The 23916-nt window shown below is 37.6% G+C and carries 21 protein-coding genes; 2 read left to right on the top strand and 19 right to left on the bottom strand.

Features of this window, described 5'->3' with window-relative positions; all coding sequences use genetic code 11:
* Positions 1 to 22 precede the first annotated feature (22 nt).
* Together K5Q13_RS05725 and ilvB are read right to left on the bottom strand one after the other, a co-directional pair.
* Positions 23 to 268: an ACT domain-containing protein gene (locus tag K5Q13_RS05725; RefSeq protein ID WP_220740754.1), complete on the bottom strand. Its 246-nt coding sequence runs from the start codon at positions 266 to 268 to the stop codon at positions 23 to 25.
* Complete coding sequence (gene ilvB / locus K5Q13_RS05720) at positions 268 to 1980, bottom strand: biosynthetic-type acetolactate synthase large subunit (protein ID WP_220740753.1); 1713 nt, start codon at positions 1978 to 1980, stop codon at positions 268 to 270. The genes K5Q13_RS05725 and ilvB overlap by 1 nt, the downstream gene beginning before the upstream one ends.
* Before the next feature lie 317 nt (positions 1981 to 2297).
* Here ilvB and K5Q13_RS05715 point away from each other — a divergent pair, with 317 nt between their 5' ends.
* Complete coding sequence (locus K5Q13_RS05715) at positions 2298 to 3089, top strand: ABC transporter ATP-binding protein (protein WP_220740752.1); 792 nt, start codon at positions 2298 to 2300, stop codon at positions 3087 to 3089.
* Positions 3090 to 3515: 426 nt separating this feature from the next.
* Here K5Q13_RS05715 and K5Q13_RS05710 read toward each other — a convergent pair whose 3' ends face one another.
* Positions 3516 to 5969, bottom strand: a complete 2454-nt coding sequence (locus K5Q13_RS05710; protein ID WP_220740751.1) for a phosphoketolase family protein — start codon at positions 5967 to 5969, stop codon at positions 3516 to 3518.
* 277 nt (positions 5970 to 6246) lie between these two features.
* A complete protein-coding gene (locus tag K5Q13_RS05705; protein ID WP_220740750.1) occupies positions 6247 to 6975 on the bottom strand; it encodes a GntR family transcriptional regulator in 729 nt (242 codons plus the stop codon).
* Positions 6976 to 7053: 78 nt separating this feature from the next.
* Here K5Q13_RS05705 and K5Q13_RS05700 point away from each other — a divergent pair, with 78 nt between their 5' ends.
* Positions 7054 to 7554: an aminoacyl-tRNA deacylase gene (locus tag K5Q13_RS05700; RefSeq protein ID WP_220740749.1), complete on the top strand. Its 501-nt coding sequence runs from the start codon at positions 7054 to 7056 to the stop codon at positions 7552 to 7554.
* An 81-nt stretch (positions 7555 to 7635) separates the two neighbouring features.
* Here K5Q13_RS05700 and dnaB read toward each other — a convergent pair whose 3' ends face one another.
* The 15 genes from dnaB to gltX all read right to left on the bottom strand — a co-directional run bounded on the left by dnaB (position 7636) and on the right by gltX (position 23760).
* Positions 7636 to 9102 (bottom strand): replicative DNA helicase, encoded by a 1467-nt coding sequence (gene dnaB, locus K5Q13_RS05695; protein WP_220740808.1) that lies wholly within the window; start codon positions 9100 to 9102, stop codon positions 7636 to 7638.
* 2 nt (positions 9103 to 9104) lie between these two features.
* Positions 9105 to 9557: a 50S ribosomal protein L9 gene (rplI, locus tag K5Q13_RS05690; RefSeq protein ID WP_220740748.1), complete on the bottom strand. Its 453-nt coding sequence runs from the start codon at positions 9555 to 9557 to the stop codon at positions 9105 to 9107.
* 85 nt (positions 9558 to 9642) lie between these two features.
* Positions 9643 to 11670, bottom strand: coding sequence for a GGDEF domain-containing protein (locus tag K5Q13_RS05685; RefSeq protein WP_220740747.1), 2028 nt, complete (start codon positions 11668 to 11670; stop codon positions 9643 to 9645).
* A 163-nt stretch (positions 11671 to 11833) separates the two neighbouring features.
* Positions 11834 to 13282, bottom strand: coding sequence for a dipeptidase PepV (gene pepV / locus K5Q13_RS05680; protein WP_220740746.1), 1449 nt, complete (start codon positions 13280 to 13282; stop codon positions 11834 to 11836).
* A gap of 50 nt (positions 13283 to 13332) precedes the next feature.
* Positions 13333 to 14157, bottom strand: coding sequence for an energy-coupling factor transporter transmembrane component T family protein (locus tag K5Q13_RS05675; protein ID WP_220740745.1), 825 nt, complete (start codon positions 14155 to 14157; stop codon positions 13333 to 13335).
* Positions 14158 to 14215: 58 nt separating this feature from the next.
* Complete coding sequence (locus K5Q13_RS05670) at positions 14216 to 15895, bottom strand: ABC transporter ATP-binding protein (RefSeq protein ID WP_220740744.1); 1680 nt, start codon at positions 15893 to 15895, stop codon at positions 14216 to 14218.
* Between the two features lie 47 nt (positions 15896 to 15942).
* Complete coding sequence (locus tag K5Q13_RS05665; protein WP_220740743.1) at positions 15943 to 16509, bottom strand: ECF-type riboflavin transporter substrate-binding protein; 567 nt, start codon at positions 16507 to 16509, stop codon at positions 15943 to 15945.
* A 17-nt stretch (positions 16510 to 16526) separates the two neighbouring features.
* Positions 16527 to 17387, bottom strand: a complete 861-nt coding sequence (locus K5Q13_RS05660; protein WP_220740742.1) for an SAM hydrolase/SAM-dependent halogenase family protein — start codon at positions 17385 to 17387, stop codon at positions 16527 to 16529.
* A gap of 477 nt (positions 17388 to 17864) precedes the next feature.
* The gene (rpsR, locus tag K5Q13_RS05655; RefSeq protein WP_220740741.1) at positions 17865 to 18149 is read right to left on the bottom strand and encodes a 30S ribosomal protein S18; all 285 of its coding nucleotides are present in this window, start codon (positions 18147 to 18149) and stop codon (positions 17865 to 17867) included.
* A 36-nt stretch (positions 18150 to 18185) separates the two neighbouring features.
* Positions 18186 to 18731 carry a single-stranded DNA-binding protein gene (gene ssb / locus K5Q13_RS05650; RefSeq protein WP_220740740.1) on the bottom strand — a complete coding sequence of 182 codons (546 nt, stop codon included), beginning with the start codon at positions 18729 to 18731 and terminating at the stop codon, positions 18186 to 18188.
* A 32-nt stretch (positions 18732 to 18763) separates the two neighbouring features.
* Entirely contained in the window at positions 18764 to 19060 is a 297-nt protein-coding gene (gene rpsF / locus K5Q13_RS05645; protein ID WP_220740739.1) for a 30S ribosomal protein S6, read from the bottom strand.
* Between the two features lie 235 nt (positions 19061 to 19295).
* Positions 19296 to 19835: a hypothetical protein gene (locus K5Q13_RS05640; protein WP_220740738.1), complete on the bottom strand. Its 540-nt coding sequence runs from the start codon at positions 19833 to 19835 to the stop codon at positions 19296 to 19298.
* Between the two features lie 182 nt (positions 19836 to 20017).
* Entirely contained in the window at positions 20018 to 21073 is a 1056-nt protein-coding gene (gene adhP, locus K5Q13_RS05635) for an alcohol dehydrogenase AdhP (RefSeq protein ID WP_220740737.1), read from the bottom strand.
* Between the two features lie 147 nt (positions 21074 to 21220).
* Positions 21221 to 22123, bottom strand: a complete 903-nt coding sequence (locus K5Q13_RS05630; RefSeq protein WP_220740736.1) for an NADP-dependent oxidoreductase — start codon at positions 22121 to 22123, stop codon at positions 21221 to 21223.
* A gap of 140 nt (positions 22124 to 22263) precedes the next feature.
* The gene (gltX, locus tag K5Q13_RS05625; RefSeq protein ID WP_220740735.1) at positions 22264 to 23760 is read right to left on the bottom strand and encodes a glutamate--tRNA ligase; all 1497 of its coding nucleotides are present in this window, start codon (positions 23758 to 23760) and stop codon (positions 22264 to 22266) included.
* Positions 23761 to 23916: the final 156 nt, after the last annotated feature.

Below are 23916 nucleotides of genomic sequence, written 5' to 3'. Positions count from 1 at the left end.
TGATTTTAAATTCATTTTCTAATTAATGATGGTAAAAGCCATCATTTACCATTAATACATCTAATTGCTTCAATAGGTTGCGGCGTACGGTTGCTGTTTGTTTGTCATCTTGAGATTCAAAGATAAATGAAATTGTCGAAATCTTTTGATCTTCATCTGGTCTCACCATTAATGATTTAATGTTCAAATTTAACCGTGTCAACACACTCGCAAATCTCACTAATAATCCAGGCCGATTGTACACACGCGTTATAAATGTTTTATCCATTAAATGTCCTCCTCAGTAATCATGTCACGATAAGGTGCCCCCGCATTAACCATTGGCAAAACTTTCACATCATCAGGAATAATTATTTCAATTAGCACTGACTTTTCTGATTGAAAAGCCAATTGCAAATCTTCAAACATTTGCTCAGGTTCCTCAATTCGAACATAATTAATACCGTAAGCCTGTGCTAACTGATCAAATTGTGGTTGTGATTCGAAAACTGTACTAGATAAACGACCATTGTAAAATAGCGTTTGCCATTGTCTCACCATTCCTAATGAACGATTGTTTAACAGTATGATTTTAATATTCAAGTCATTGTCGTTTAAAATTACTAGTTCCTCTGACGTCATTTGAAAACCACCGTCACCGACAAAAAGTACAACCTCTTGATTTCGTCTTGCACACTTCGCTCCAATCGCTGCCGGGATGCCATATCCCATTGTCCCTAAACCCCCGGAAGTCAACATTTGATAATTATTCTGGAATGGATAATACTGTGCTACCCACATTTGATGTTGACCAACATCTGTGACCACAATCGCCTCACCTTTAGTAATTTTACCAACCGACTGAATCACTGCTTGTGGCATAATCGTTGTTTCAGACTTCTGATATTGAAACATTGAATCGCTTTTCGCTTGACGAATATTTTCTTGCCATTTTGACGTATCTGTCATTTTTGTATTTTTAATTTCCGTCAAAATTACATTTAACGCATCGTCAGCACTAGCATGTATAGCGTAAGCGGTTGATACCACTTTCCCTAATTCCGTTTCATCAATATCAATATGTGCGATGGTTGCATGTTTTGCAAAATCATCAACATTCGTAACAACACGGTCATCAAATCTTGAACCAATATTTAAAATAAAATCGGCCTGGTCAACAGCGTGATTAGCTGCAATGGATCCATGCATACCTACCATCCCCAAGAATAGTGGATTTTTTGATTCAACTGCTCCGAGTCCTAATAATGTTGAAACAGTCGGTATGTGATAATGCTGAATAAGTGTGCGTAGTGGGTCTTGTGCATTTGATTTCAAAACCCCTGCCCCAGTAATAATAAGTGGCTGATGAGCCTTAGCCAAAGCTACTACTAATTGATGAATTTGAACAGCATCAACATCAGGTTTTTGAGTATCAATTTGACGTAGCCATACATCTGCTTGACTTTCTTCAGTGCTCTTTGCTAACATCACGCTTTTCGGCAGATCAATTAACACTGGGCCCGGACGACCAGAAACAGCCACCTTAAATGCTTCTGCAACAATTAATGGCAATTCGCCAACTGTTCTAACTTGATAACTCATCTTAGTTATTGAACTTGTAATTGATAAAATGTCTAACTCTTGAAAAGCATCTGAACCAATAGCGGCCGATCCTACTTGACCAGATATCACAACAAGCGGTACAGAATCACAAAATGCATCTGCTATACCAGTGACGGTATTTGTCGCTCCCGGACCAGATGTGACTAAAACAACACCTGGTTTTCCTGTAGCCTTAGCATAGCCTTCGGCGGCATGAGCAGCTGCTTGCTCATGTCGAACAAGTATATGCTTGATGTGCGATGATTCATATAGTGCATCATATAGTGGTATAACAGCTCCACCAGGGTATCCAAAGAGACTATCAACACCTTCTTGCTCTAAAGAATCTAGTAGTATATGTGCACCATTTTTACCTTCGGTTAATACTACATTTTTCATAGTTCACTCCCTTCTTAAATTTATCAGCCACTTTGAAAATTAATAAAATTAGATTTTGATTAACAAAGCAACAAATATATTGTGACAAATCGAATTAGTGCTGTCAACGTTGAAAAAGGAAAAACCATAAAAAAAAATGAAATCAAAACTCATTATCCCTTGTTATAACAGTCTTTTTAAAATAAATATATAAATTCGGAATATTTAAGACTATATAAAAATGGAATATTTTTAATAATTGCAGCAACTAACTAATTATAAAAATGTTATTCTGAATTTATATTTTCATTTGTTTTTAATGTAAAGGAGAACAGTGCATGACAAATAACGCTGTATTATCGATGAAAAATGTTTCGTTTGAACGAGACAAAATGATATTAAAAAATATTAATTGGTCTCTACATAAGGGTGAAAATTGGGTGTTGATGGGGCTCAACGGCGCTGGAAAAACCACACTACTATCATTACTTTATGGCAATCATTGGGCAACAACCGGAAGCATAGAAGTTCTCGGTGAAACTTTTGGGAAGACAAATGTTTTAGCATTAAAAAAACGCATTGGTTTTATTTCTACTACCGTACAATCCCAATTTCCAGAACATCATCTGGCACAATATATCGTGTTGAGTGGAAAATTTGGTACTATTGGTATTCGTAATGACTTTGAAAAAAACGACTTGAACGAAGCCATTGCACTATTAAAGCAATTAGGCGGAGATGAATTAATCAATAGACCCTATCGTATTCTATCCCAAGGCCAACGACAGTTGGTGCTGATTGCCAGAGCTCTGTTAGGAAAACCGGAATTGCTTATACTCGACGAACCGTGTAACGGTTTAGATTTATTCTCCCGCGAACTATTGTTGAAACAAATTAATAAGCTCGCTCAATTACCTAATCATCCAATCTTACTATTTGTCTCCCACTACACCGAGGAAATTTTACCCACCTTTAAAAACATTATGTTGCTTAAGAAAGGTGAGATTTTTGCACAAGGAACGCGTGATAAAATATTAACAGAAAACGTACTTTCTAAGTTTTATCCCAAACCCATCATAATATTGCCTGTAACCAATAATCGTTTCGCGGTGTATCCAGCTAATTTATGAAGTTTAAAGATGAGATTGACATTATGTTTTTTATATGATTTAATTTAAGTTAAATAAAACGTCGGAGAAAACACTATGGATAAGACCAACATCAACAACTACACAATTCCTTCTCAGTGTCATCGTCATTATTAACTAATGACAATGAGCTGATGTTTGTGCTGCTTATTGTCATCTTGACTATGAGCAGCTGATATGGTGAATTATAAAAACCCCCAATTAGCTAACTAATTGAGGGTTTTTATTATTCATCATGCATCAGACATATTGCGCTTACATTTTGCGTTGCAAACCAAAAAGATAAAAAGAGCTCATTAAATAAACTGTGTTATACTTCGACATGGTTCTGTTTAGTTTATATTCAATTTAACCATAAAAAAACCAACTATTAAAAATAATAGTTGGTTTTGATAAAATAATTTAAAATTACTTAAGTGGTGACCAATTCCAGTCAGTGAATTCTTCGATATCACGACCTTCATTACGAGTAACTTCAAAGTGCTTTGCCAAAGTTTCATCCATCTTAGCGATAAATGTATCAGCAGCAGCTTGATCAATTGTACCCTTAGCTGACAAAACTTCTGCAGCTTCCTTAGCTTGGTGGAAACGATCTAGCTTTGAATATACACGCATGTCATAAGTAGTTGTGATATCACCATCTTCACGGTATCCGTGAATATATACATCACCCTTAAACTTGCGTTCGAAGAAGAATGATTCAACCAAGTTTTCATAAGCATGGAAACCAAAGATAACTGGCTTATCAGCTTGGAAGTACTTGTTGAATTCTTCAGCTGATAATTCACGTTCATCATTCATGTTAGGTTCAGACTTCTTTTGCAAACGTAGTAATTCAACAACGTTAACATAACGGAACTTAACTTCAGGGAAAGCTTGGTTAATTAACCACAAAGCAGCCAAAGTTTCAATAGTTGGTTCTGTACCAGCAGATGCAAACGTAATATCAACATCGCCAGAAGGTGCTGTTGAAGCCCAATCAATAATCTTCAAACCTTCGTTAGCCAACACATCAGCTTCTTCGGTAGTGAACCATTGTTGACGTGGTTGCTTTGAAGCAATAATCAAGTTAACCTTATGACGTTCTGAGAACGCACGAGCTTGAACTGCTAACAATGAGTTACCATCTGCTGGCAAATATTCACGAATGAAGTTAGACTTCTTTTCAGCCAAGTGTGTTAACAGACCTGGATCTTGGTGAGTATAACCATTATGATCTTGTTGGAACGCAGTTGACGTTGCAATCAAGTTCAATGATGGGTAATCATTACGCCATGATTGTTCTGATGCGTGACGCAACCACTTGAAGTGTTGTGTGATCATTGTGTCAACAACACGCAAGAATGATTCGTATGATGCAAAGATTCCAACACGACCAGTTAATGTATAACCTTCTAACCAACCTTCAGCTTGATGTTCTGACAATTGCGAATCAATAATACGACCTTCTGGTCCTACATATTGATCATTTGGTTCCTTAACTTCTTCCATCCATTGACGGTTAGTTGAGTTAAATAGACTCCACAAACGGTTTGACATTGTTTCATCAGGACCGAATACACGGAATGATGTTGGGTTCAACTTAGCAACTTCTTCCAAGTAATTTGAAAGTGTTGTCATATCCATGTTTTGAGTTACTGTTTCAAACTCATGCCCACGGTTTTCGTTAGTGATATCGTTAGTGAATTGACGCCAATCTGGTAATGTCAAATCTTCCGCCTTGGCACCGCGTGCGCGACCGCCATTAGCAATTGGATTAGCTGACATACGCTTGTCGCCCTTAGGTGCAATAGCTTTCAATTCATCTTTCAAAGAACCGTCCACATTGAACAATTCTTCAGGCTTATATGAATTCATCCATTCTTCAAATTGATCCAATGTTGACAAATCATTTTGTTCCAAAGGCAATGGCACTTGGTGTGCACGGAATGAATTTTCAATTGGGTTGCCCTTTGCATCGTGTGTTGGACCACCCCAACCCTTTGGCAAACGTGCAATAATAACAGGCCATGCAGGAATTACACCATCTGCATACTTGCCATTTTCACGCGCATCCTTTTGAATACCTTGAATGTCTTCAATCGCTTGATCAAGTACTGTCGCAGCTAATTCATGGTATGCAGTATAGTCATGAATATCATCATTTTCAATGAAACGTGGTGAGTATCCCAAACCTTCAAAGAACTTAGTGATTTCTTCATTAGACATACGTGAGAAAAGTGTAGGGTTTGAAATCTTAAATCCATTCAAATCTAAGATAGGCAATACAGCACCATCGTTCTTAGGATTCAAGAACTTTGTTGAGTGCCATGATGTCATTGATGGACCTGTTTCGGCTTCGCCATCACCTACAACTGCAAAAGCAATTTGGTCTGGGTTATCCAAAACTGCACCAAAAGCGTGAGATAATGAGTAACCTAACTCGCCACCTTCATGCAATGAACCAGGTGTTTGAGCTGTCATGTGCGATCCAATTCCACCAGGGAAAGAGAAACGCTTGAACAAACGGCTCATACCTTCCAAATCTTGTGTGATTTCTGGGTAATCTTCCGTATATTCACCATCCAAGTAGGCATTAGTAACCATTACTTGGCCACCGTGTCCAGGACCACCAATATAGAACAAGTTCAAGTCATACTTGTTGATCAAACGGTTTGCATGAGCATACAAGAATGTTTGACCTGAGATTGTTCCCCAGTGACCGATAGGCTTAACTTTGACGTCTTCAGCCTCGATAGGTGTGTTAGTAACTGAGAACAATGGGTTGCTCTTCAAGAAGATCATCCCTGCTGACAAATAGTTGGTTGCACGCCACCACTTATCAACGAGTCCCAAGTACTCTTTTGAATTAAAATCTACCATGAGATTTATTACTCCTTATTTTTTAAGAGAATCGTAAACCGCGAACTTTTCTCCGTTATTTACTCTTCAAGTATAACTGATTATCACGTTTTGTTCAAGAGAATAGATTTGATTGGTTGATTTTTATTTAATTTTTGGTTGGCTCACAGTTGCTATTGGTACGAACCAATTTATAAAAGTTATATCTACAATTTACCATTGCTGTTTTCATAAAGATGAATAGCAGTATATAATTTTTGATTTATCAAAAAAAGAAGCCCCATTCACAGCTTCTTTTTTATTCAGTATCCAAACTGACAAATGCATTATATCTCAAATATTTATAATGCAACCGCATAGTAGAAAATTCTAATGGTGTCCCATCATCCATAAAGAAAATGCCTTCCATAATGCCAACTGGTTCGTTAGGCTTTAATTCTAACAATTTTTGGTCCTCTTTATTTGACGGTTCTGCCATAATTGTCATAAACGATTTCGTCACAGTACGTTTTTTAGTATTTTCTACGTACTCATATACTGATCCCGAAACAATTTCTTTATTTAATCCTGGCAAAACAGTAATTGGTACGTACCCACGCTCAATCATAAAGGGCACGCCTGCTAAACGTCGTAAACGTTTAATTTCATAGACAAAGTCACCATCATTTAAGAATAATGCTTGCTGCTGTTCAGGTGTAGCCGGAACGACTTGGAAATCCAACAATTCAATGCTTGGCGCTTGACCATCAACACGAAAAGAATCTGAAACACCTAAATTCGAGCCTTCATGTTGAAAGATAGCATTATTTTTTAGATATAAAGGATTGACGAAAGTTCCGCTTCCGCGTTTTTTAAAAATAACGCCTTGTTGCACTAGAACGTTTAGTGCACGCTTAATTGACGACCGCGACACGCTATATTGCTCTGCAAGTGATCGCTCATCTGGTAGTTTTAAGTTTGGAAATTTACCTTGGTAAATTTTTTGTTTGATATCCGCTTGAACGGTCACATAAATAGCTTCTGACATAATGTTAAAATTATATCACAAATTGGTTGGACCGCGCGACTTTTTGGTTGTTCCAATTTGTGGTAAAATGAAACCATTATGGCAAAGAAAAAAATTAAAAAAACACTTCCTGAACAAATAATGGATAAACATGGCGTGACATACGAACCATTAGAGTTAAATATTTTGGACAAATCAGAAGCAGAGCGTGATGCAATACTGGCTAGTTTCAATATTAAACATGATGATATCTATAAAACATTAGCTGCAACTGGTGACAAAACTGGTCCAGTTGTTGCAGTTTTACCCATTACAAAACACCTGTCGTTGAAAAAACTTGCTGCTGCGTCTGGCAATAAAAAAGTCACGATGTTATCTCTAAAAGAGCTCAAAAAAACAACCGGATACATTCATGGTGCCAATAATCCTATTGGTATCTGGCAAAATAAGCATTTCCCCATTTATATTGATACAACAGCTGAACATGCCGAATACTTTCTAGTAAGCGGTGGTGAACTCGGTCGTTCAAATAAAATTAAACCACACGATGTTTCTCAACTCATCAATGCGCCCTTTGTTGATTTACTAGAACATGATTAATCTCACACTAACTGATTTATCAAAACACTCAAGCGCTACATTTTCAATAATAAAAAGGCGAGAAAAATTCTCGCCTTTTTACTACCAAGCAGCATTGTTATTAGGTCCTGCATTAGGATCATCACGAAATGATGGTGCCATGGGACTAAATTTAAATGTTGGCTTATTAAACATTAATGTTGCCGTTCCCCGAGCGCCGGCACGGTTCTTTTCCAAAATAATTTCTATTGGTACAGCTTCTTCCTCATCACGTTGTGTACTATCGCCACCGTCTTCATCGTTTTCATTACGATAGTAGTCATCTCGATACAAAAACGCCACGATATCAGCATCCTGTTCAATAGAACCAGATTCACGCAAATCAGATAGTACAGGTCTTTTGTCTGTTCGTTGTTCCACACCACGGCTCAATTGTGCAAGGGCTAATATTGGTGTATGTAGTTCTTTTGCTAGTTTTTTGATTGCACGCGAAATCTCTGAAACTGCCTGTTGACGGCTTTCTCTATTATTAGATTCTATCAGTCCCAGATAATCAATAATCACCATACCGATAGGATGCGGATTATTAACTCGCTGTTCTGCTGTCATATCATTAACAATATCTTTTTCTAGTTTACGTAACTTTGCACTAATCTGATTAATTTTTATACCTGGCGTATCATCCAAGTAAATCTGCATATTAGCCAAAGACTGCATGGCCAACGTTAATGATTGCCAATCTTCTTGCGTCATTTTTCCTGTCGTTAAGTGATTTGAATCAATCGCACCTTCAGCAGCTACCAGCCGCGTAACTAAATCAACAGCACCCATTTCTAAACTAAAAACTACCACTGGTACTTTTTCAGCTTTTGCCACATTTTTTGCAATATTTAAGACAAATGCAGTTTTTCCAACCGCAGGACGTGCACCCAGTACAACCATCTGATCTTCTCGAAAACCATGCGTTAATTTATCCAGCTCTGGATATCCAGTTGCTAAACCTACCACATCATTATCGTTTTCAACAGCACTATCTAAATTAGCCTGAAATTCTTGTAATACTTCTTTTATCTTCTGAAAATCTTCGTCACCACGGTTTTCAGCTAAAGTATCTAAATTACGACTCAAACTATCTAAAATTTCTTCACTTGGTTCCGCAGCATCGTAAGCCAGTGACATGCTACGGGTTAACGTATCAATCATACGTCTTAGAATCGACTTTTCGTGCACAATATTAGCATAATGTTTCAAGTTAGCAGAAGAAGCCGAGGATTCCGATATTTCCGCTAAATACGCCATTCCACCGACATTATCAAGCTGCTGCATACTATTTAATTTATCTTGCAATGTCAGCATATCAATTGGTCGTTGCTCATCAACTAACTGACGCATTGCCTTAAAAATAGTTTGGTGTGCTTGTCGGTAAAAATCATCTGGTTCTATGATTGCATTAGCCTCAACCATTGCATTATCTGATTTAACATCGAAAAAAATGGCACCGAGTACCGCACGTTCCGCATCCACATCTTGTGGTACTTGTCTATATTCGTATGATCCCGGATTGTCCATCATTATCCCTCGCTAACATGAACACGTAAATCTGCCGTGACTTCACGATGTAACTTCAAAGGCACATCTGTATAACCTAATGAGTGTATAGGTTGATTTAATACCAATTTACGCTTATCTACTTTAAGTTGCTTTTGTTCAGCTAAAGCTGTCACAATTTGTTTTGTTGAAACAGCACCAAATAGTCGACCATCAGCACCAGACTTACCTTTTATTTCAACTACAAAATTTTCAGCTTCAATTTTTGCCTTTAACGCTTGCGCATCGGCTAAGGACTCAGCTGCTGCTTTTTCTTCAGCTTTCTGTCTTCCCTTCACTGCACCTAAATTTTTTCCAGTAGCAGGTTCTGCTTTCTTGTTTTTGATCAAAAAGTTGTTCGCATAGCCATCAGGAACCTCTTTAATTTCTCCCTTTTTTCCACGACCCTTAACATCTTCTAAAAATACGACCTTCATATTGTTTATCCTCCAATTTGTCAATTAATTTTTTATTAACATGCATACCAATATCATTCATTGGTATGCATACTTAAACTTATTCCTATTCATCATCACTATCTTTTAAAATTTCTTGTAACTGTTTATCTACTTCATCTGTCGTCATATTTTCAATTTGAGTAGCTGCGTTAGACAAACGGCCACCACCACCCATTGCTTCCATAACACGTTGCACATTACGCTGACCTGTTGAGCGTGCTGAAATACCAACTCGGTCATCTGAACGTTTACTAATTACGTATGAGGCCTCAACACCATTAATCTGCAATAACTCATCAGCAGCCTGTGCTGTGATTAATCCAGAATATGGTACTGTATCTTCACCAGTGGCAATCGCATTACCATCATGTACGACCGCTAAATTAACTAAGTGAGTACGTGCCTTAAAGTCACTCAAACTTTCTTTCATAAATGATTGAATTAAATTGCTATCGGCTCCGTTAGCACGTAAGTAACTAGCAGCATCGAACGTTCTTGTTCCTGTACGAAGTGTGAAGTTTTTAGTATCAATTTGAATGCCACCTAACATCGCTGTCGCTTCTAACTTAGTAATTGGTGCGTGGCTTTGATCTTGATACTGTAACATCTCAACAACTAACTCAGACGTTGACGAGGCATACGGTTCAACATAACTTAACAAAGGTTTTTCTGACAAACCATTTTCAGCTAATCGGTGATGATCAATTACAACAACACGATTTGTCAGTCTTTCTAACAAATGTGGGGCACTGGTAATACCAGACCTAGCATGATCAACCAAAATCAACAACGTATTGTCCCGAACAAGTTTCAAAGCTCTTGTTTCGTCTACAATGGAATCATTGATATTTGATCCAGGTGCAACAATATTTGGTGGATCTTTACGCATTTCCTCCAGAAGTAATGTGATGTCACTATAAACTGTTTTTTCATCAATAATCACGAATGCCGCTTTGTTTTTTGTCTGAGCCATTCGCCAAATACCTAATCCAGCACCAATTGCATCCAAATCAGGTGTCGCATGTCCAACAATCATGATGTTATCTGATTGTTCCATCAACTCAGCAACTGTTTGAGAAATCATTCTCGCACGTACACGTGTGCGTTTCTCCATTGGGTTTGTCGCACCGCCATAGAAACGTGCTGCTTCTTGGTTAGACTTAACAACAACTTGATCTCCACCACGTCCCAAAGCCAAATCCAGATTTGTTTGAGCCATTTTAGCCAATTTAATAATATCTTTTTCACCATAAGCAATCCCCATAGATAACGTCACTGGTGAATTTTGTTGCGCAGTCGTTTCTCGAATAATTTTCAAAATAGAAAATTTATCACTTTCAGCATCTTGCAATGCTTTTTGATATCCAAACAATACATAATGAACGGTATTAAGACGTCTTAAATAAATATGATGTGATGCTGCCCAATCACTCAATGCACCTGTAACGTAAGTACGTAGCGTTGACGTCTCTGATTCACTCATTCCTTCAGTGACTTCCTCATAGTTATCTACTGAGATTAAACCACTAAACAACTGATGATCTTCATATTCTGTAGCAATAGCAGCGTACTCACTAATATCCATCATATAAATAACACGTAAGTTCTGTTGCACATAAAGCGAGAATTGTTTGTCTTGCCATGTAATCGTATTAGTTTCTCTAGCATCAGAATAACTTTTGATATCTGCAGCTAACTGTGAGTCCAATGCTGACAATGTCATTCCCAATACATCCCGTTTCCCCAAATAACCTTGCATGTATGGATTGATCCAATCAATTTTTGCAGATTCGTTCAACAGAATTATACCAATAGGCATTCTAATCAGAGCTTCTTGTTCACTACGAGATATCCTATAACCCAAACCAGAAAGATACTCTTGCGCATTTTCATTAACTTCCCTTAACGCTTGCGCAGAATAAACAAGACCAATAACAACGACAATAACCCATATTAGCCCAAAAACCCAATTAATCAGTAATGCAAAAAAAACACTCATTAAACTTACTAAGAGTAATAGTAAGGTAACCATGCCCAATTTGGTATTTTGAAAAAATATAGGTAGTGATTTAAAATTAAATAGTTTTTTCACAAGTAACCTCAATTTTTTATAACGTAATAACGCTTAAATCCTACACCTCAGAATATACTATACGTTCTATTTTACCATAGTTGACGTTATCCTAATTGAACAAAAAAAGCAGGCATAATTACCTGATTTTTAAGATACATTAACACGATGGCGATTAGATCTACTATTTAGATATTTCATATAATGCATGAGCAAAAATTGCCTGTGTCTTTGGAATATGGCTCACGAGCGCGTACTCATCAGGTTGGTGGCTTGTGACCTCAACATCAGGAAACTGACCGCCAAATGCAACACCACGTTTTAATAATCGTGCATATGAACCACCATTTGAAATTTTATACGTTTTTTGCGTATGCGTATGTTCGGCATAAACTTCTTCTAAGGCATCCACAATTGGATCTTTTAAATCAACCATATGAGGTGCATTACCAAATTGTGCTTCTTTAAATATTTTAGCATTTAAGCTACCGATATGGCGCTGAACCTGTGTTAAAATGGCTGTTTCTGTAATACCGATTGGAAATCTAAATTGTATACGAATTTCACTGCCAGCATTATGGTAGTAATGCATTTGTCCAATGTTCATGGTTAAATCGCCCATAATATCATCATGGAAAACTAAACCTAACTTTTCACCAAAAACACTTTGATGATTGCCATGCCCTAAAAATTCAATAAAAGCATGCGCTTGTCCATTAAATTCAAATTGATCTAAAAAATGTGCCAGATAAGTTCCAGCATTGAGACCATCTTCAGGATATGCACCATGAGCTGACTTGCCATACAGTGTGAGCAGAATATAACCGTCATCATATTGCCCAATACCCGTAATAACTGGGACATTTTTCACGTATTGTTCAAATTGGGCTAAAAATTTATTAATATCTGCCCATTCTGGTAATCTTACAATAGCTTTTGCAACACCCGGAACAACATTATCACGATCACCCGACTCAAATTTAATCAATTGAAAAAGTTGGTCGTTAAATATTTTATTTCCCGCAAATTTGATAACAATCGTTTGAACACCCTTTTCACCTGGTACAATTGGAAATGCACCGTCAGGAGAAAAACCGAGTGTGGGTTCCCCAACTTGCTCAAGATAAGTTTTCATATCACGCCAGTCAGATTCTTCATCACTACCAAATATCAAACGAATTTTACGTTTTGGCCAAAATCCACTATCCTTTAATTGCCTTAATGCATAGTAACTTGCTAATAAATCAACTTTCATGTCATGTGCGCCACGCGCATAAATTTTGTTACCAACAATTTTCGGACTAAAGGGCAATGTCATACGCCATGCGGCACTATTACCGGGAACAACATCAACATGTGATAAGACACCAACTGTTTCGTCTGCATCACTTGGGCCATAATCAACGACAACAACCATGTTATCTGCCACACGTTCAACATTAAAACCATCTCTAGTTGCCAAATCAACTAAATAAGCCAACGCCATATCAATGCCAATGCCAAATGGCTGTTGTATCGTAGCTGTTGTGGGATCCAAAACTGATGGAATGGCCAAAAATTGTAATAAATCTTGAATCAATTCCGGCTGATAACTTTCTGCTTCTTGTTGCCATTGAATAACTGATTTCATCATATTATATCAAGTATACTGACATAAAATTTCATATCAGTAACCACTCTCCTTTATTTAAAGGGATTGTACAATCGCCCACCATTACTAAGCAAAAGTGCAATACCGATACCAACAATAATCACTGAGCCAACTAAAACACTCACATCACGACGAGAAAATGATTGTTCTTGATACCAAGACCGTTTCTTCTGACGTCCAAATCGTCTCAATTCCATTGCTTGACTAATCGTTTCAATACGATCTAAACTGGTAAATACTAATGGCAAAATAATTTGTACGGCACCTTTCGCACGTGCCTTTAGGGAAGCTTTTTTAGATATTTCATAGCCACGCGCTTGCTGTGCCAAACTAATTGTATGATAATCGCTTTGAACATCAGGAATGTATCGTAATGTAATAGCGAATGCATAAGCAATTTTGTATGGTACACCGATTTTATTCAATCCAGCTGAAAATTCACTAGGGTTAGTTGTAAACAATAAAATAATTGCAAATGGCAATGAAAAGAGATACTTAAGCAATAAATTGAATTCATAAAACAGTTGCTCTTGTGTAATTGACCAATAACCACTACCAAATAATACGTGACGCGTGCCGTACAATTGCGTGCCATATTGTGGTGCCAAAACCATTATCATAACTAAGTTAATTACAGCAAAAACCAGTACTAAATTTAGCATGAGCGCGTACTCATGATATTTTATTTGTGTGGTTTGCATTAAAACAACTGCAAACAAACCTAAACCAAGTAGAAAACGCGTATCATATGATATCATTCCTATTGTTGTCAGCAATAAAAAACCAACCAATTTCGCCGTACCCGTCGTATGATTAAGCCAAGTATCCCTTTTTTTATATCCAAATAAGTTATTCATTGTTTTACATTATTCCCCGTAGCAACTTTCTAACTAATAGCGGCCAAAAATTTTTATATCATTGCGTTACAATTGCAGCATTTAACTCTTCTGGATGACTAATTTCTAATCGTTCTGCTAACTGGTAGATACTTGTCGTTCGTAAACTAGCGTCTTCGACCAACTGTTCATCAGCTAATAATTCTGCAGGTGTTGTATCTCCAATTAGTTGACCATTGACAATGACTAAGGTCCGCTGAACAAAATTTGCTAACAAATGCATATCATGGGTAATAATAATAATCGTTGTCTGCTTATCCTTGTTAATACGAGACAAAAACTGCAATAACTCACCTGTATGTGTTGCGTCTTGTCCTGCAGTCGGTTCATCTAGAATTAAAATTTTTGGTTCAAGAACCAACACAGCAGCAATGGTCAAACGTTTTTTTTGCCCAAAACTTAACGCAGCAATTGGCCAATGCCGCATTGCATCTAAATCAATCAACTTTAATACTTGACGTACACGTGTCTCAATTTGATCTTCTGGTATCTGTCGCAAGACTAATCCACTGGCTACTTCCTCATAGACAGTTGATTTTGTAATCATATGATTTGGATTTTGCAACACATATCCAATATGGTCTGCTCGCTCTTTAATGGACTGCTGTAAAACTGACTGACCATCCAACAAAATATCACCTGATTCCGGATTCAAAAATCCAGTTAATAAGTGAGACAATGTTGTCTTGCCAGAGCCATTTTTACCAACAATTCCAAGAATTTCACCTTGATTAATCGTTGCATTAAACTGCGCAAATAATGTTTGATTATTGTCGTAACTAAATGCCAAGTCCTTAATCACTAGCTGTGGTGCCAGATGTTGATTTTTATTAATTTTTTGTTTGAGTTGCGCAATAGCTGCCTTATGTTGATTAACATTAACTGTAGAAACATCTGATATCCCAGAAATTTTCGTAATATCAATATTCGCACGGCGAAGTAACTGAATATATAGTGGCTCGTCTAGTCCATTTTTTGGAAGAACGCCTGCCTGTATAATTTCAGTTGGAGTACCATTAGCAACAATTCGACCATCTGCCATCACAATAACACGATCAACATTCGCATTTAATACTTCCTCAATACGATGCTCAATAATAACAACTGTTAAATCACGTTCTGATTGCAAATTATCAATCATTTCCATAGCAGTAGCACCAGCAGCTGGGTCTAAACTAGCTAATGGTTCATCAAATAACAATAATTTACCATCATCGACCAATACACCTGCCATTGCAGTTCGCTGTTTTTGGCCACCAGACAATGCCTGTGGCGATAATTCTAAACGTTCTCCCAAACCAAACCAATTAGCCCACTTAGACACAGCAGCTTTAATTTTATTAACCGGCTGATAATCATTTTCCAAGGCAAATGCAATGTCTTCTGCTACTGTAAGGCCGACAAATTGTGCATCTGAATCCTGCAAAACTGTTCCTGCTTGAAGCGACAAATCAAACAACGTTTGATCCAAAATATTTTTACCGTTTAATGTTAAAGATCCTGTTACTTCACCTTCATAAGCCTGTGGAATAAGACCATTCAACAACCGTAACAGAGTTGTTTTACCAGAACCAGAGGCACCTGCAATTAAAACTTTCTCACCAGGATTAATTTGAAAACTGACGTCGTGTAGGGTTGGTTCAGCTTGAGCGTGATATTTAAATGTCACATGTTTAAAATCGATTAACGGCAATGTCATGATGTTTCCTTGACTTTCTATCTATGTACGCAGGCTAACCTGCTTGTTTATTCACTACGAAGACTGCTCTTTTTTGGACGTGACTTAACATAAGCTACCAAAAGCAATGATCCGATAACAGCTACTGATACTATGTTAACCACAGCTGTCACAGCGCCTTGTAAAAAGACTTTCTGTGCTGCTTCTTTATAAATCAAAATATCACCAATTGGCGCTACCACAACCCAAACAAAAATGTTAGAAACTGCTTGCCAAATGTTAAATTGAATTAACTTTTTAGCTGATAAATCACCATATTCAAGTGCCAAAAATCGTTTGCTTAATCCAAGTAGAAATCCAAATAAGGCATCAGCAATTACCCATGACCACCATGGTGAACCATATGTTACTGCATCATTTAAGGTATGCCCTATAAAACCAACCAATAATCCGACAACTGGTCCAAACAAACCAGCAATCAACGCCAACCAACCTTCAGCAACGTTAATATTCGTATTTGAAATACCTGTTGGAATTGCAATAAACTTCATCAAGACAAAGAATACTGCAGCACCAATTCCAGTAGCAACCACTGAACGCACTGAAAAACCACTCTTCTTTTGTTTATTATTCATCGTGTTCTCCTATCGTTTTACTCTTCTTTTGTCAACAAAACTTGCCATTCTTGACCAGCACCCACATGATACATTTGTTCAAAACTACCAGTGTGTACACCAAAAGCCACAGTATAAACAGAATCAATATAAATCAATGGTTCACCAGGATTAACATCTGTAAATGTGTGCACGTAAGGCAAAACTTCATCAAATAATACATGACCTTGGTTCTTAATTTGCACACGCAAAACATCGCCGTATACCAATTGTAATTTCTCAAACTCACGTAGCGGAATATTTGACCACAGTGATCCGAAGTTAACGTCCGTTATATCGATGTTTCCTACTAATTGTGGTTGACCATAAGTCGTTGTTTGATATTGCCCTGGTTGGATTGGTAACTTAACTAAGTCGCTAGGTGCCAATAAGTCGCCATAATCTTCATACTTTGTTTGCCCACTGGCTAATAATGCACCATTGAAAGCATAAATGTCTCTACCATGAAAAGTTGAAGATTTCTCGGATCCTGGTAATCGTTGTGTCGTTTCATCAATGACACGGGCACTTTCAATCAAATCATGTGACAATAAATGTGACAACGTACCATTATCTGGTGTCACGATGTAATGTCCACCTGTTGTTTTTGCAACGATTGATAATCGCTTAGATCCTACACCAGGATCAACAACAGAAACAAAAACCGTCCCTGACTCCCAATAGCTAAATGTTTGGAACAAGCGAAATGAGCCTTCAAAAATATTGAATGGTGTAATACCATGTGTCAAATCACTGACTAAGATATCGCTTGAAACACCGTAAGCAACCCCACGCATGGAACTTACAGCACCGTCCTGCAGTCCAAAATCAGTTTGTAAAACGAGATGTTTATTTGTCATATTACTTGATGTGCTTAAGTATTATTGATGCTTTAAGCACTAAATATCAGATACATAGTAAAACTTAAATCAAATATTCTTGCGCACGTTTCCTTTCGAATCAAATGTTATATTAATAAAAAGCTTGTTAATTTAATAATTAACAAGTGTGTAAACTATGCTATAACCAAAATTAATTCATAGTTGTCTCGATAAAATAATTCTGACTTTTATCAAATATCAACTAAGATGGCATTGACTGGGTCAATTCATTAATTTTACGCGTTGTTTAATGAATATATACCTTTTATTAACATTGTTTAATCTTAAGACAATTCACAGTATTTGTCAATAATTTTGTGATAAACAGTGTTTTTGCAACATAGTTATTACTACTAATTTCTCATAATAATATCAAACACATGTTCAATAAAAAAAGCGACAACTTGAGCACATATCTGCCAAGTTGTCGCCTTTTTATTTAGTATTTAATAACTATTAATCTTCCGTAACGAATGGCAACAAAGCCATGATACGAGCACGCTTGATAGCTGTCGTAACTTTACGTTGGTTTTTTGCTGAAGTTCCAGTTACACGACGTGGCAAAATCTTACCACGTTCTGAAATAAAACGTTCCAACAATTCTGTATTCTTGTAGTCAATATACTCAATGTGGTTAGCTGCAATGAAGTCAACCTTACGACGACGACGTGGGCCGCCTTGTGGGCGACGTGAGCGTTGTGGACGTTCTGAGCTCTGTGGACGTGAGTTTTGTTCTGGCATGATTAAAGCTCCTTTCATATTGTTTTTAATATATTGTTAAAATGGTAAATCATCATCTGATATATCAATTTCTGTTTTGCCATTAGCAGCAAATGGATTGGCTGCTTCATTTGTTGAAGTTGACTGCGTATGTGAATTTTGGTTCGCATTGGCAAATGGATCAACGCCACTAAATGAATTATCACTTGGACCATTATTGAAAGCACCACCATTATTTGGTGTTTCTGACGAACCGTTTTGGGCACGTCTTTTATCACTTTCAGCACGTGATTCAAGTAATGAGAAATTATCGACAACAACCTCGGTGACGTAGACACGTTGACCTTGGTTGTTTTCATAATTACGTGTTTGCAAACGACCTTCAACGGCGACTAATGCACCTTTTCCGGTAAAATTAGAAAAATTTTCAGCTGCTTTACGCCAAATTACAGCGTTGATAAAGTCAGCTTCGCGTTCACCAGCTTGGTTGGTAAACTGACGATTAACCGCTAAGCTAAACGTGCCGACCGCCGTACCCGATTGGGTATAGCGTAATTCCACATCACGGGTCAATCGCCCAATCAATACTACTCGATTAATCATATTAAAAGCTCCTTCACCAGTGGAATTCAGATTTATTCTGCGTCGCGCTTAACAATCATATGACGTAAGATATCTTGTGAGATCTTTGCCAAACGATCAAATTCGTTGATTGCGTTATCATCTTCTGCAGTGAAATTAATGATGTGGTATACGCCTTCGCGGTAACCAGCAATTTCATAAGCAAAACGACGAGTTGCCCAGTCAGCTGACTTTGTAATCGTTCCACCGTTATTAGTCAAAATGCCATCGAAACGCTCTACGAGTGCTTTCTTTGCATCTGATTCTAAGTCAGGACGAACGATATAAGTCAATTCGTATGATGTAGCCATGTTTTATTTCCTCCTTTTGGTCTCCGGCAGCCTTAGCTGCAAGGAGTGGACATACTTTTGTATATTCACAATTACTAATTGTACTACAAAACCACCTAAAATTTCAAGTGTTTCGCAGAATTTTCCATCTGGTCATTAAATTATACGTCAAGCACTTATATAATACTTATCATTTGCTACTGCAAATCACTATTCTATTTGTCGCTTATCTTTGATGTGCGACAAGCAACGACATTTAATCAGGTAAAATGATTTGTGTTGATGGTCCTTGCGGGGTTGGATTTTCTGGTTGTTCCTGCGTTAAATAGCTAGGAAACAAAGTTAATTCTTTTTCTTCAAATCCCACAACTGAAGAACCTAAAATACGCGTAATTAGTTCCAACAATCTCTCTTCAAAAATATCTTTATCAATATACTCAATTTCTTGTTTTAACGGTTGTTGGTACATATTAATATGCACATGTGGCACCAAAGCATAGTCACGGCCTACAAGTTCTGCCCATTCCTGAAAAACAGCATCTGGAACATCTTCATCATCAGAAGTAATCGGCATAAAATTAGCGCTGAAAGTATTATTTGCTTCGCCTTCTTCATCAAACTCTGCTTGCGTTATGTTGCCATCAGTAAGCTCTAGGGCATAATCAAAATCAAACGCACGACGTTCGTCAAAAATATGAATGAACCCTGCTGTACTCTGATCCTCACTATTTTCATCAACAACGCGAAGAATACGATCACGTTGTCCGTTAAAAAGTTGTTGTGTAAAATATGGCATAATTTGCTAGTGTGTATGTGCTACTGATTAGTATGTATAAAACATACACACATTCCTCCAATACTTTTGTTACCCAATTTTAACACAAGCTGGATATAACCGCTATGCGCAATGGTCGAAATCGTCTCAAATTTTATTATCAAAAAACGCTTGAAACGATGATTTCAAGCGCTTTATTGAAATTATAATGTTGTAAAATCAAATACTTTACGACCAGTGATGTTGCCGGCTTTCATTTCATCAATGACATCATTCATATCTGCAAAATTAACTTTTTCAACAATAGGCTTGACTTTACCTTCTGCACCAAATTGGAAGGCTTCTTTCAAATCTGCACGTGTACCAACTAATGAACCACGTACTTCGATACCATCCAATACAGTTTTTGCGATATTCAAGGCCATATCACCTTGTGGCAAGGCAACGGCAACTAACTTTCCCATTGGACGCAATGAGCTAACAGCTTGATCAAAGGCTGCAGCATTAACCGCAGTTACTTGTGCATTGTGCACACCGCCAGTAGCTTTTTGTACTTCCGCTGCAACGTCTTCGACCTTTTTACGGTTAATCAAAACCTCAGCACCATTAGCTTTAGCCGCTGCTAATTTATCATCATTGCCATCAATAACTGCCACATGTGCACCAAATACACTATGCGCATACTGCACAGCCAAATTACCTAAACCACCGGCACCATGAACTGAAACCCATTGTCCTGGCTTCGTCTCACCAACTTTAAGTGACTTATACATTGTTACACCAGCACAAGTAATTGATGTTGCTTCTACTGGGTCCAAACCTTCTGGTACTTTTACAGCATACTTGGCATTGACAACAGCCTGTTGTGACATCGCACCATCAACTGTATAACCAGAGTTACGAACTTTACGACAGAATGTTTCATTTCCCGATACACAATAGTCACAAACACCACAGGCATCATAAAACCAAGCAATAGATACACGATCACCAATATTTAAATAGTCACTAGCACCTTCACCTAGCTTAGAAACACGTCCTACACCTTCGTGTCCAATAACACGTCGGAACTGACCATTACGTTGACCTATCTGATTTGGGTTACCAAAATCTGCACCGGCAACATGCAAATCTGTATGACACAATCCAACATATTCTACATCAACCAATGCTTCACCAAAACTCAGAGATCTTGGTTCCCAGTTATCAACCAAATCAACATATCCGTCTGGTGTTTCACGTACAAGCGCTGCTTTCATTATAAATCTCCTTTTTCATGTGAATTAATTTACAAGTTAATTGTACTCGCTTTTTCTTTACTTGTAAAGATTCCACCAATAACAATACGCACTTTTTCAACATGCAAGTGAAATTTGTCCTTTTTACATACCAAATGTTGGTACTTATTAGTCAAACGTTAACACTAATTTGCCAACCACATGCTTCATTGCCTGAAATTTCTTTAGATTTTCAACATTAAAGGACTTTACATCGGCTATCACAACTTCTAGCTTATCTTCTGATACAAGTTGCAATAACTCACCTAGCTGCTCACCATTTGATTTTAAATAAATACTCGTGACACGATTATCTTCATGAGAACCAGCAAGTGATACTAGACGTCCATTTGGTTTAAGCACTTTTAAACCTTCCTCAATGGCTGTACCACCAATTGTGTCCAAAATAGCATCAACATCCTTTGGAATAATGTCTGTTAAACGCTCAGTATGGTTATCAATAACATGCCAATTAGTGTTAAATTTTTTAAGAAAATCAACACCATTATTAACGGCTGTTGTATAGATATCTGTTGCGCCACGCAGTACCGCAGTTTGTAATGCAGTCAATCCTACCGAACCGGCACCACCTTGCACTAAAATAGATTCCCCAACTTGTAATTTTAAATCATCATTTATAGCTTGATAGCCAGTCTGGGCCCCTAAGGCTAAAGCAGCCGCTTGTGTATAACTCACATTATCTGGTATTTTAGCCACAGTTGAACGACCCACTGGTACAAATTCAGCATAACTTTTCAAATGAGGCGATGCAGCGACACGTTCACCTATTGAAAATTCCGTCACCTCTGAACCTATTGCAACAATTTCACCAGCTACTGATGAACCAGGAATCAAAGGTAACGCACGTTCAGTTCCCATCAACCCTTTCCTAAACTTAACATCATAGGGATCAATTGCTGTTGCATGTTGTTTAACCAATATTTGTTTTGGCTTTATCGTTGGAATCTCAGCTAATTGTGTTGCCACTAAAACATTTACTTCGCCATAGTCCTTCATTTCAATTGCATACATTTTTTTACCCTTTCTAAACACGCACTATAATTCGTTTAATATTATTATATTGCTAACTAACGTTTGTGTGGTGTAATTCATTGCATACAAAAAACGTTATTCATCAAATAAAGGATAAATAACGTTTTTCGAGTTATTAATTAAGCTAAGTACTTTGCTTTCACATCAGCCATTGTATCTAAGACTTTTGTTTTATCTATTACAACTAACATTTCTGGTAAATTAGGTCCTTGTATTTCGTGTGTTGTGGCAATACGAATAGGATTCCACAAGTTGCGACCCTTGATTTCAAGCGCATTTTGAATACTGCGAATTGTATCCATGTAATCTTTGGCAGTTGCAGTTTCTGGTAGTGCCGTGTAAGCCGCTTCCCATGCAGAAAATACTTTACGTCCGTCTTCTGATGTCAAGTAATCTACCATTTCTTCGGTTACATCCCCAAGTTCAAAAAAGGGTTTGCGAACCAACTCAACAACTTCACGTGTATAAGAAATACCTTCAACGCCAGCAACTTTGATTACTTGTGCTAACCAGTCTGACTTTTCTTCTGCCTCTGATGCAGTGATCAACTCAGCATGTACCAATTCTTGAATAAGTTGTGGCATGACCTTGTCCAGATCCCGACGCATCCACTGATTGTTAATCCACTCTAGTTTCTTTTGATCAAATTTAGCATTGGCCTTCGATAAACGTGTCTCGTCAAACATTTCTTTAAACGCTTCAAGTGAGAAAATTTCATCCTCACCCTTTGGTGACCACCCAAGTAAACCAATAAAGTTTACCATGGCTTGTGGCTGATAGCCCAATTCATGATATTGTTCTACGAATTGTAACAGATTTTCATCACGCTTTGATAGTTTCTTACCTGTTTCACCATTAATAATTAACGCCATATGTCCAAACTTTGGCACAGCCCAGCCTAGGGCCTCAAAAATCATAATTTGCTTTGGTGTGTTTGATACATGATCATCACCACGTAGTACATGAGAGATTTTCATCAAATGGTCATCTACCACGACGGCAAAGTTATAAGTTGGCATACCATCTGCTTTTTGAATAACCCAATCGCCACCCACTTCTTTAGCGCCAATTTCAATATGACCTTTAACAATGTCATCCCAAGCGTAAGTTTTTTCTTCAGGTACACGAAAACGCACAACGGGTTTTAAGCCTTGGGCCTCAAATTCAGCATACTTAGCCTCACGTTCGTCATTCGTTAGACCTTCATACTCATAAACATAATGTGGCGCTTGCTTTGCTGCCTGTTGCGCCTCACGCTCAGCGGCAATTTGATCCGTTGTCTTATATGACTTATAGGCAAGCCCCTTGGCTAACAACTCGGCAATAAAGGGTTGATAGACACCTTGCTCATTACGTTCTGATTGACGATATGGGCCGTATTCACCAGGATTTGCTGGTGATTCATCCCAATCCAAACCAAGCCAAGCTAGATTGTCTAGTTGTGATTTTTCACCGTCAGCAATGTTACGTGCCGTATCAGTATCTTCAATACGGATAATAAATTTACCGTTATAATGACGCGCAAAAAGCCAGTTAAAGATTGCTGTACGTGCATTTCCAATATGTAGGTGGCCCGTTGGTGATGGTGCATAGCGGACACGAATTTCTTCAGTCATGTTTTATGACGCGCTTATTCAATCAAAATTAAGCACGTTTCCTCCTAATTACGCGGTTTTACCGCAATTATTTACATGTTCTATTGTACATATTATAATTACTAATTTCAAAATTAATTTATGAGTCCACGATAAGACAAAACAGTGTAGTGTCTA

The sequence above is a fragment of the Leuconostoc miyukkimchii genome (assembly GCF_019656055.1).
Taxonomy (GTDB): domain Bacteria; phylum Bacillota; class Bacilli; order Lactobacillales; family Lactobacillaceae; genus Leuconostoc; species Leuconostoc miyukkimchii.
The sequence above is the reverse complement of the archived record's forward strand: the minus strand, read 5'-3'. Positions and strand labels throughout refer to the sequence as shown.

What these genes read in the sequence shown, in the direction of transcription:
- K5Q13_RS05670 (WP_220740744.1), bottom strand. Translation starts at nt 15,895, where the DNA reads ATGACATTGCCGTTAATCGATTTTAAACATGTGACATTTAAATATCAC.
- gltX (WP_220740735.1), bottom strand. Translation starts at nt 23,760, where the DNA reads ATGACTGAAGAAATTCGTGTCCGCTATGCACCATCACCAACGGGCCAC.
- K5Q13_RS05660 (WP_220740742.1), bottom strand. Translation starts at nt 17,387, where the DNA reads ATGACAAATAAACATCTCGTTTTACAAACTGATTTTGGACTGCAGGAC.
- K5Q13_RS05715 (WP_220740752.1), top strand. Translation starts at nt 2,298, where the DNA reads ATGACAAATAACGCTGTATTATCGATGAAAAATGTTTCGTTTGAACGA.
- K5Q13_RS05630 (WP_220740736.1), bottom strand. Translation starts at nt 22,123, where the DNA reads ATGTATGCAATTGAAATGAAGGACTATGGCGAAGTAAATGTTTTAGTG.
- rpsR (WP_220740741.1), bottom strand. Translation starts at nt 18,149, where the DNA reads ATGCCAGAACAAAACTCACGTCCACAGAGCTCAGAACGTCCACAACGC.
- ilvB (WP_220740753.1), bottom strand. Translation starts at nt 1,980, where the DNA reads ATGAAAAATGTAGTATTAACCGAAGGTAAAAATGGTGCACATATACTA.
- K5Q13_RS05700 (WP_220740749.1), top strand. Translation starts at nt 7,054, where the DNA reads ATGGCAAAGAAAAAAATTAAAAAAACACTTCCTGAACAAATAATGGAT.
- pepV (WP_220740746.1), bottom strand. Translation starts at nt 13,282, where the DNA reads ATGATGAAATCAGTTATTCAATGGCAACAAGAAGCAGAAAGTTATCAG.
- K5Q13_RS05665 (WP_220740743.1), bottom strand. Translation starts at nt 16,509, where the DNA reads ATGAATAATAAACAAAAGAAGAGTGGTTTTTCAGTGCGTTCAGTGGTT.
- rpsF (WP_220740739.1), bottom strand. Translation starts at nt 19,060, where the DNA reads ATGGCTACATCATACGAATTGACTTATATCGTTCGTCCTGACTTAGAA.
- ssb (WP_220740740.1), bottom strand. Translation starts at nt 18,731, where the DNA reads ATGATTAATCGAGTAGTATTGATTGGGCGATTGACCCGTGATGTGGAA.
- K5Q13_RS05675 (WP_220740745.1), bottom strand. Translation starts at nt 14,157, where the DNA reads ATGAATAACTTATTTGGATATAAAAAAAGGGATACTTGGCTTAATCAT.
- dnaB (WP_220740808.1), bottom strand. Translation starts at nt 9,102, where the DNA reads ATGGACAATCCGGGATCATACGAATATAGACAAGTACCACAAGATGTG.
- K5Q13_RS05705 (WP_220740750.1), bottom strand. Translation starts at nt 6,975, where the DNA reads ATGTCAGAAGCTATTTATGTGACCGTTCAAGCGGATATCAAACAAAAA.
- rplI (WP_220740748.1), bottom strand. Translation starts at nt 9,557, where the DNA reads ATGAAGGTCGTATTTTTAGAAGATGTTAAGGGTCGTGGAAAAAAGGGA.
- K5Q13_RS05710 (WP_220740751.1), bottom strand. Translation starts at nt 5,969, where the DNA reads ATGGTAGATTTTAATTCAAAAGAGTACTTGGGACTCGTTGATAAGTGG.
- adhP (WP_220740737.1), bottom strand. Translation starts at nt 21,073, where the DNA reads ATGAAAGCAGCGCTTGTACGTGAAACACCAGACGGATATGTTGATTTG.
- K5Q13_RS05640 (WP_220740738.1), bottom strand. Translation starts at nt 19,835, where the DNA reads ATGCCATATTTTACACAACAACTTTTTAACGGACAACGTGATCGTATT.
- K5Q13_RS05725 (WP_220740754.1), bottom strand. Translation starts at nt 268, where the DNA reads ATGGATAAAACATTTATAACGCGTGTGTACAATCGGCCTGGATTATTA.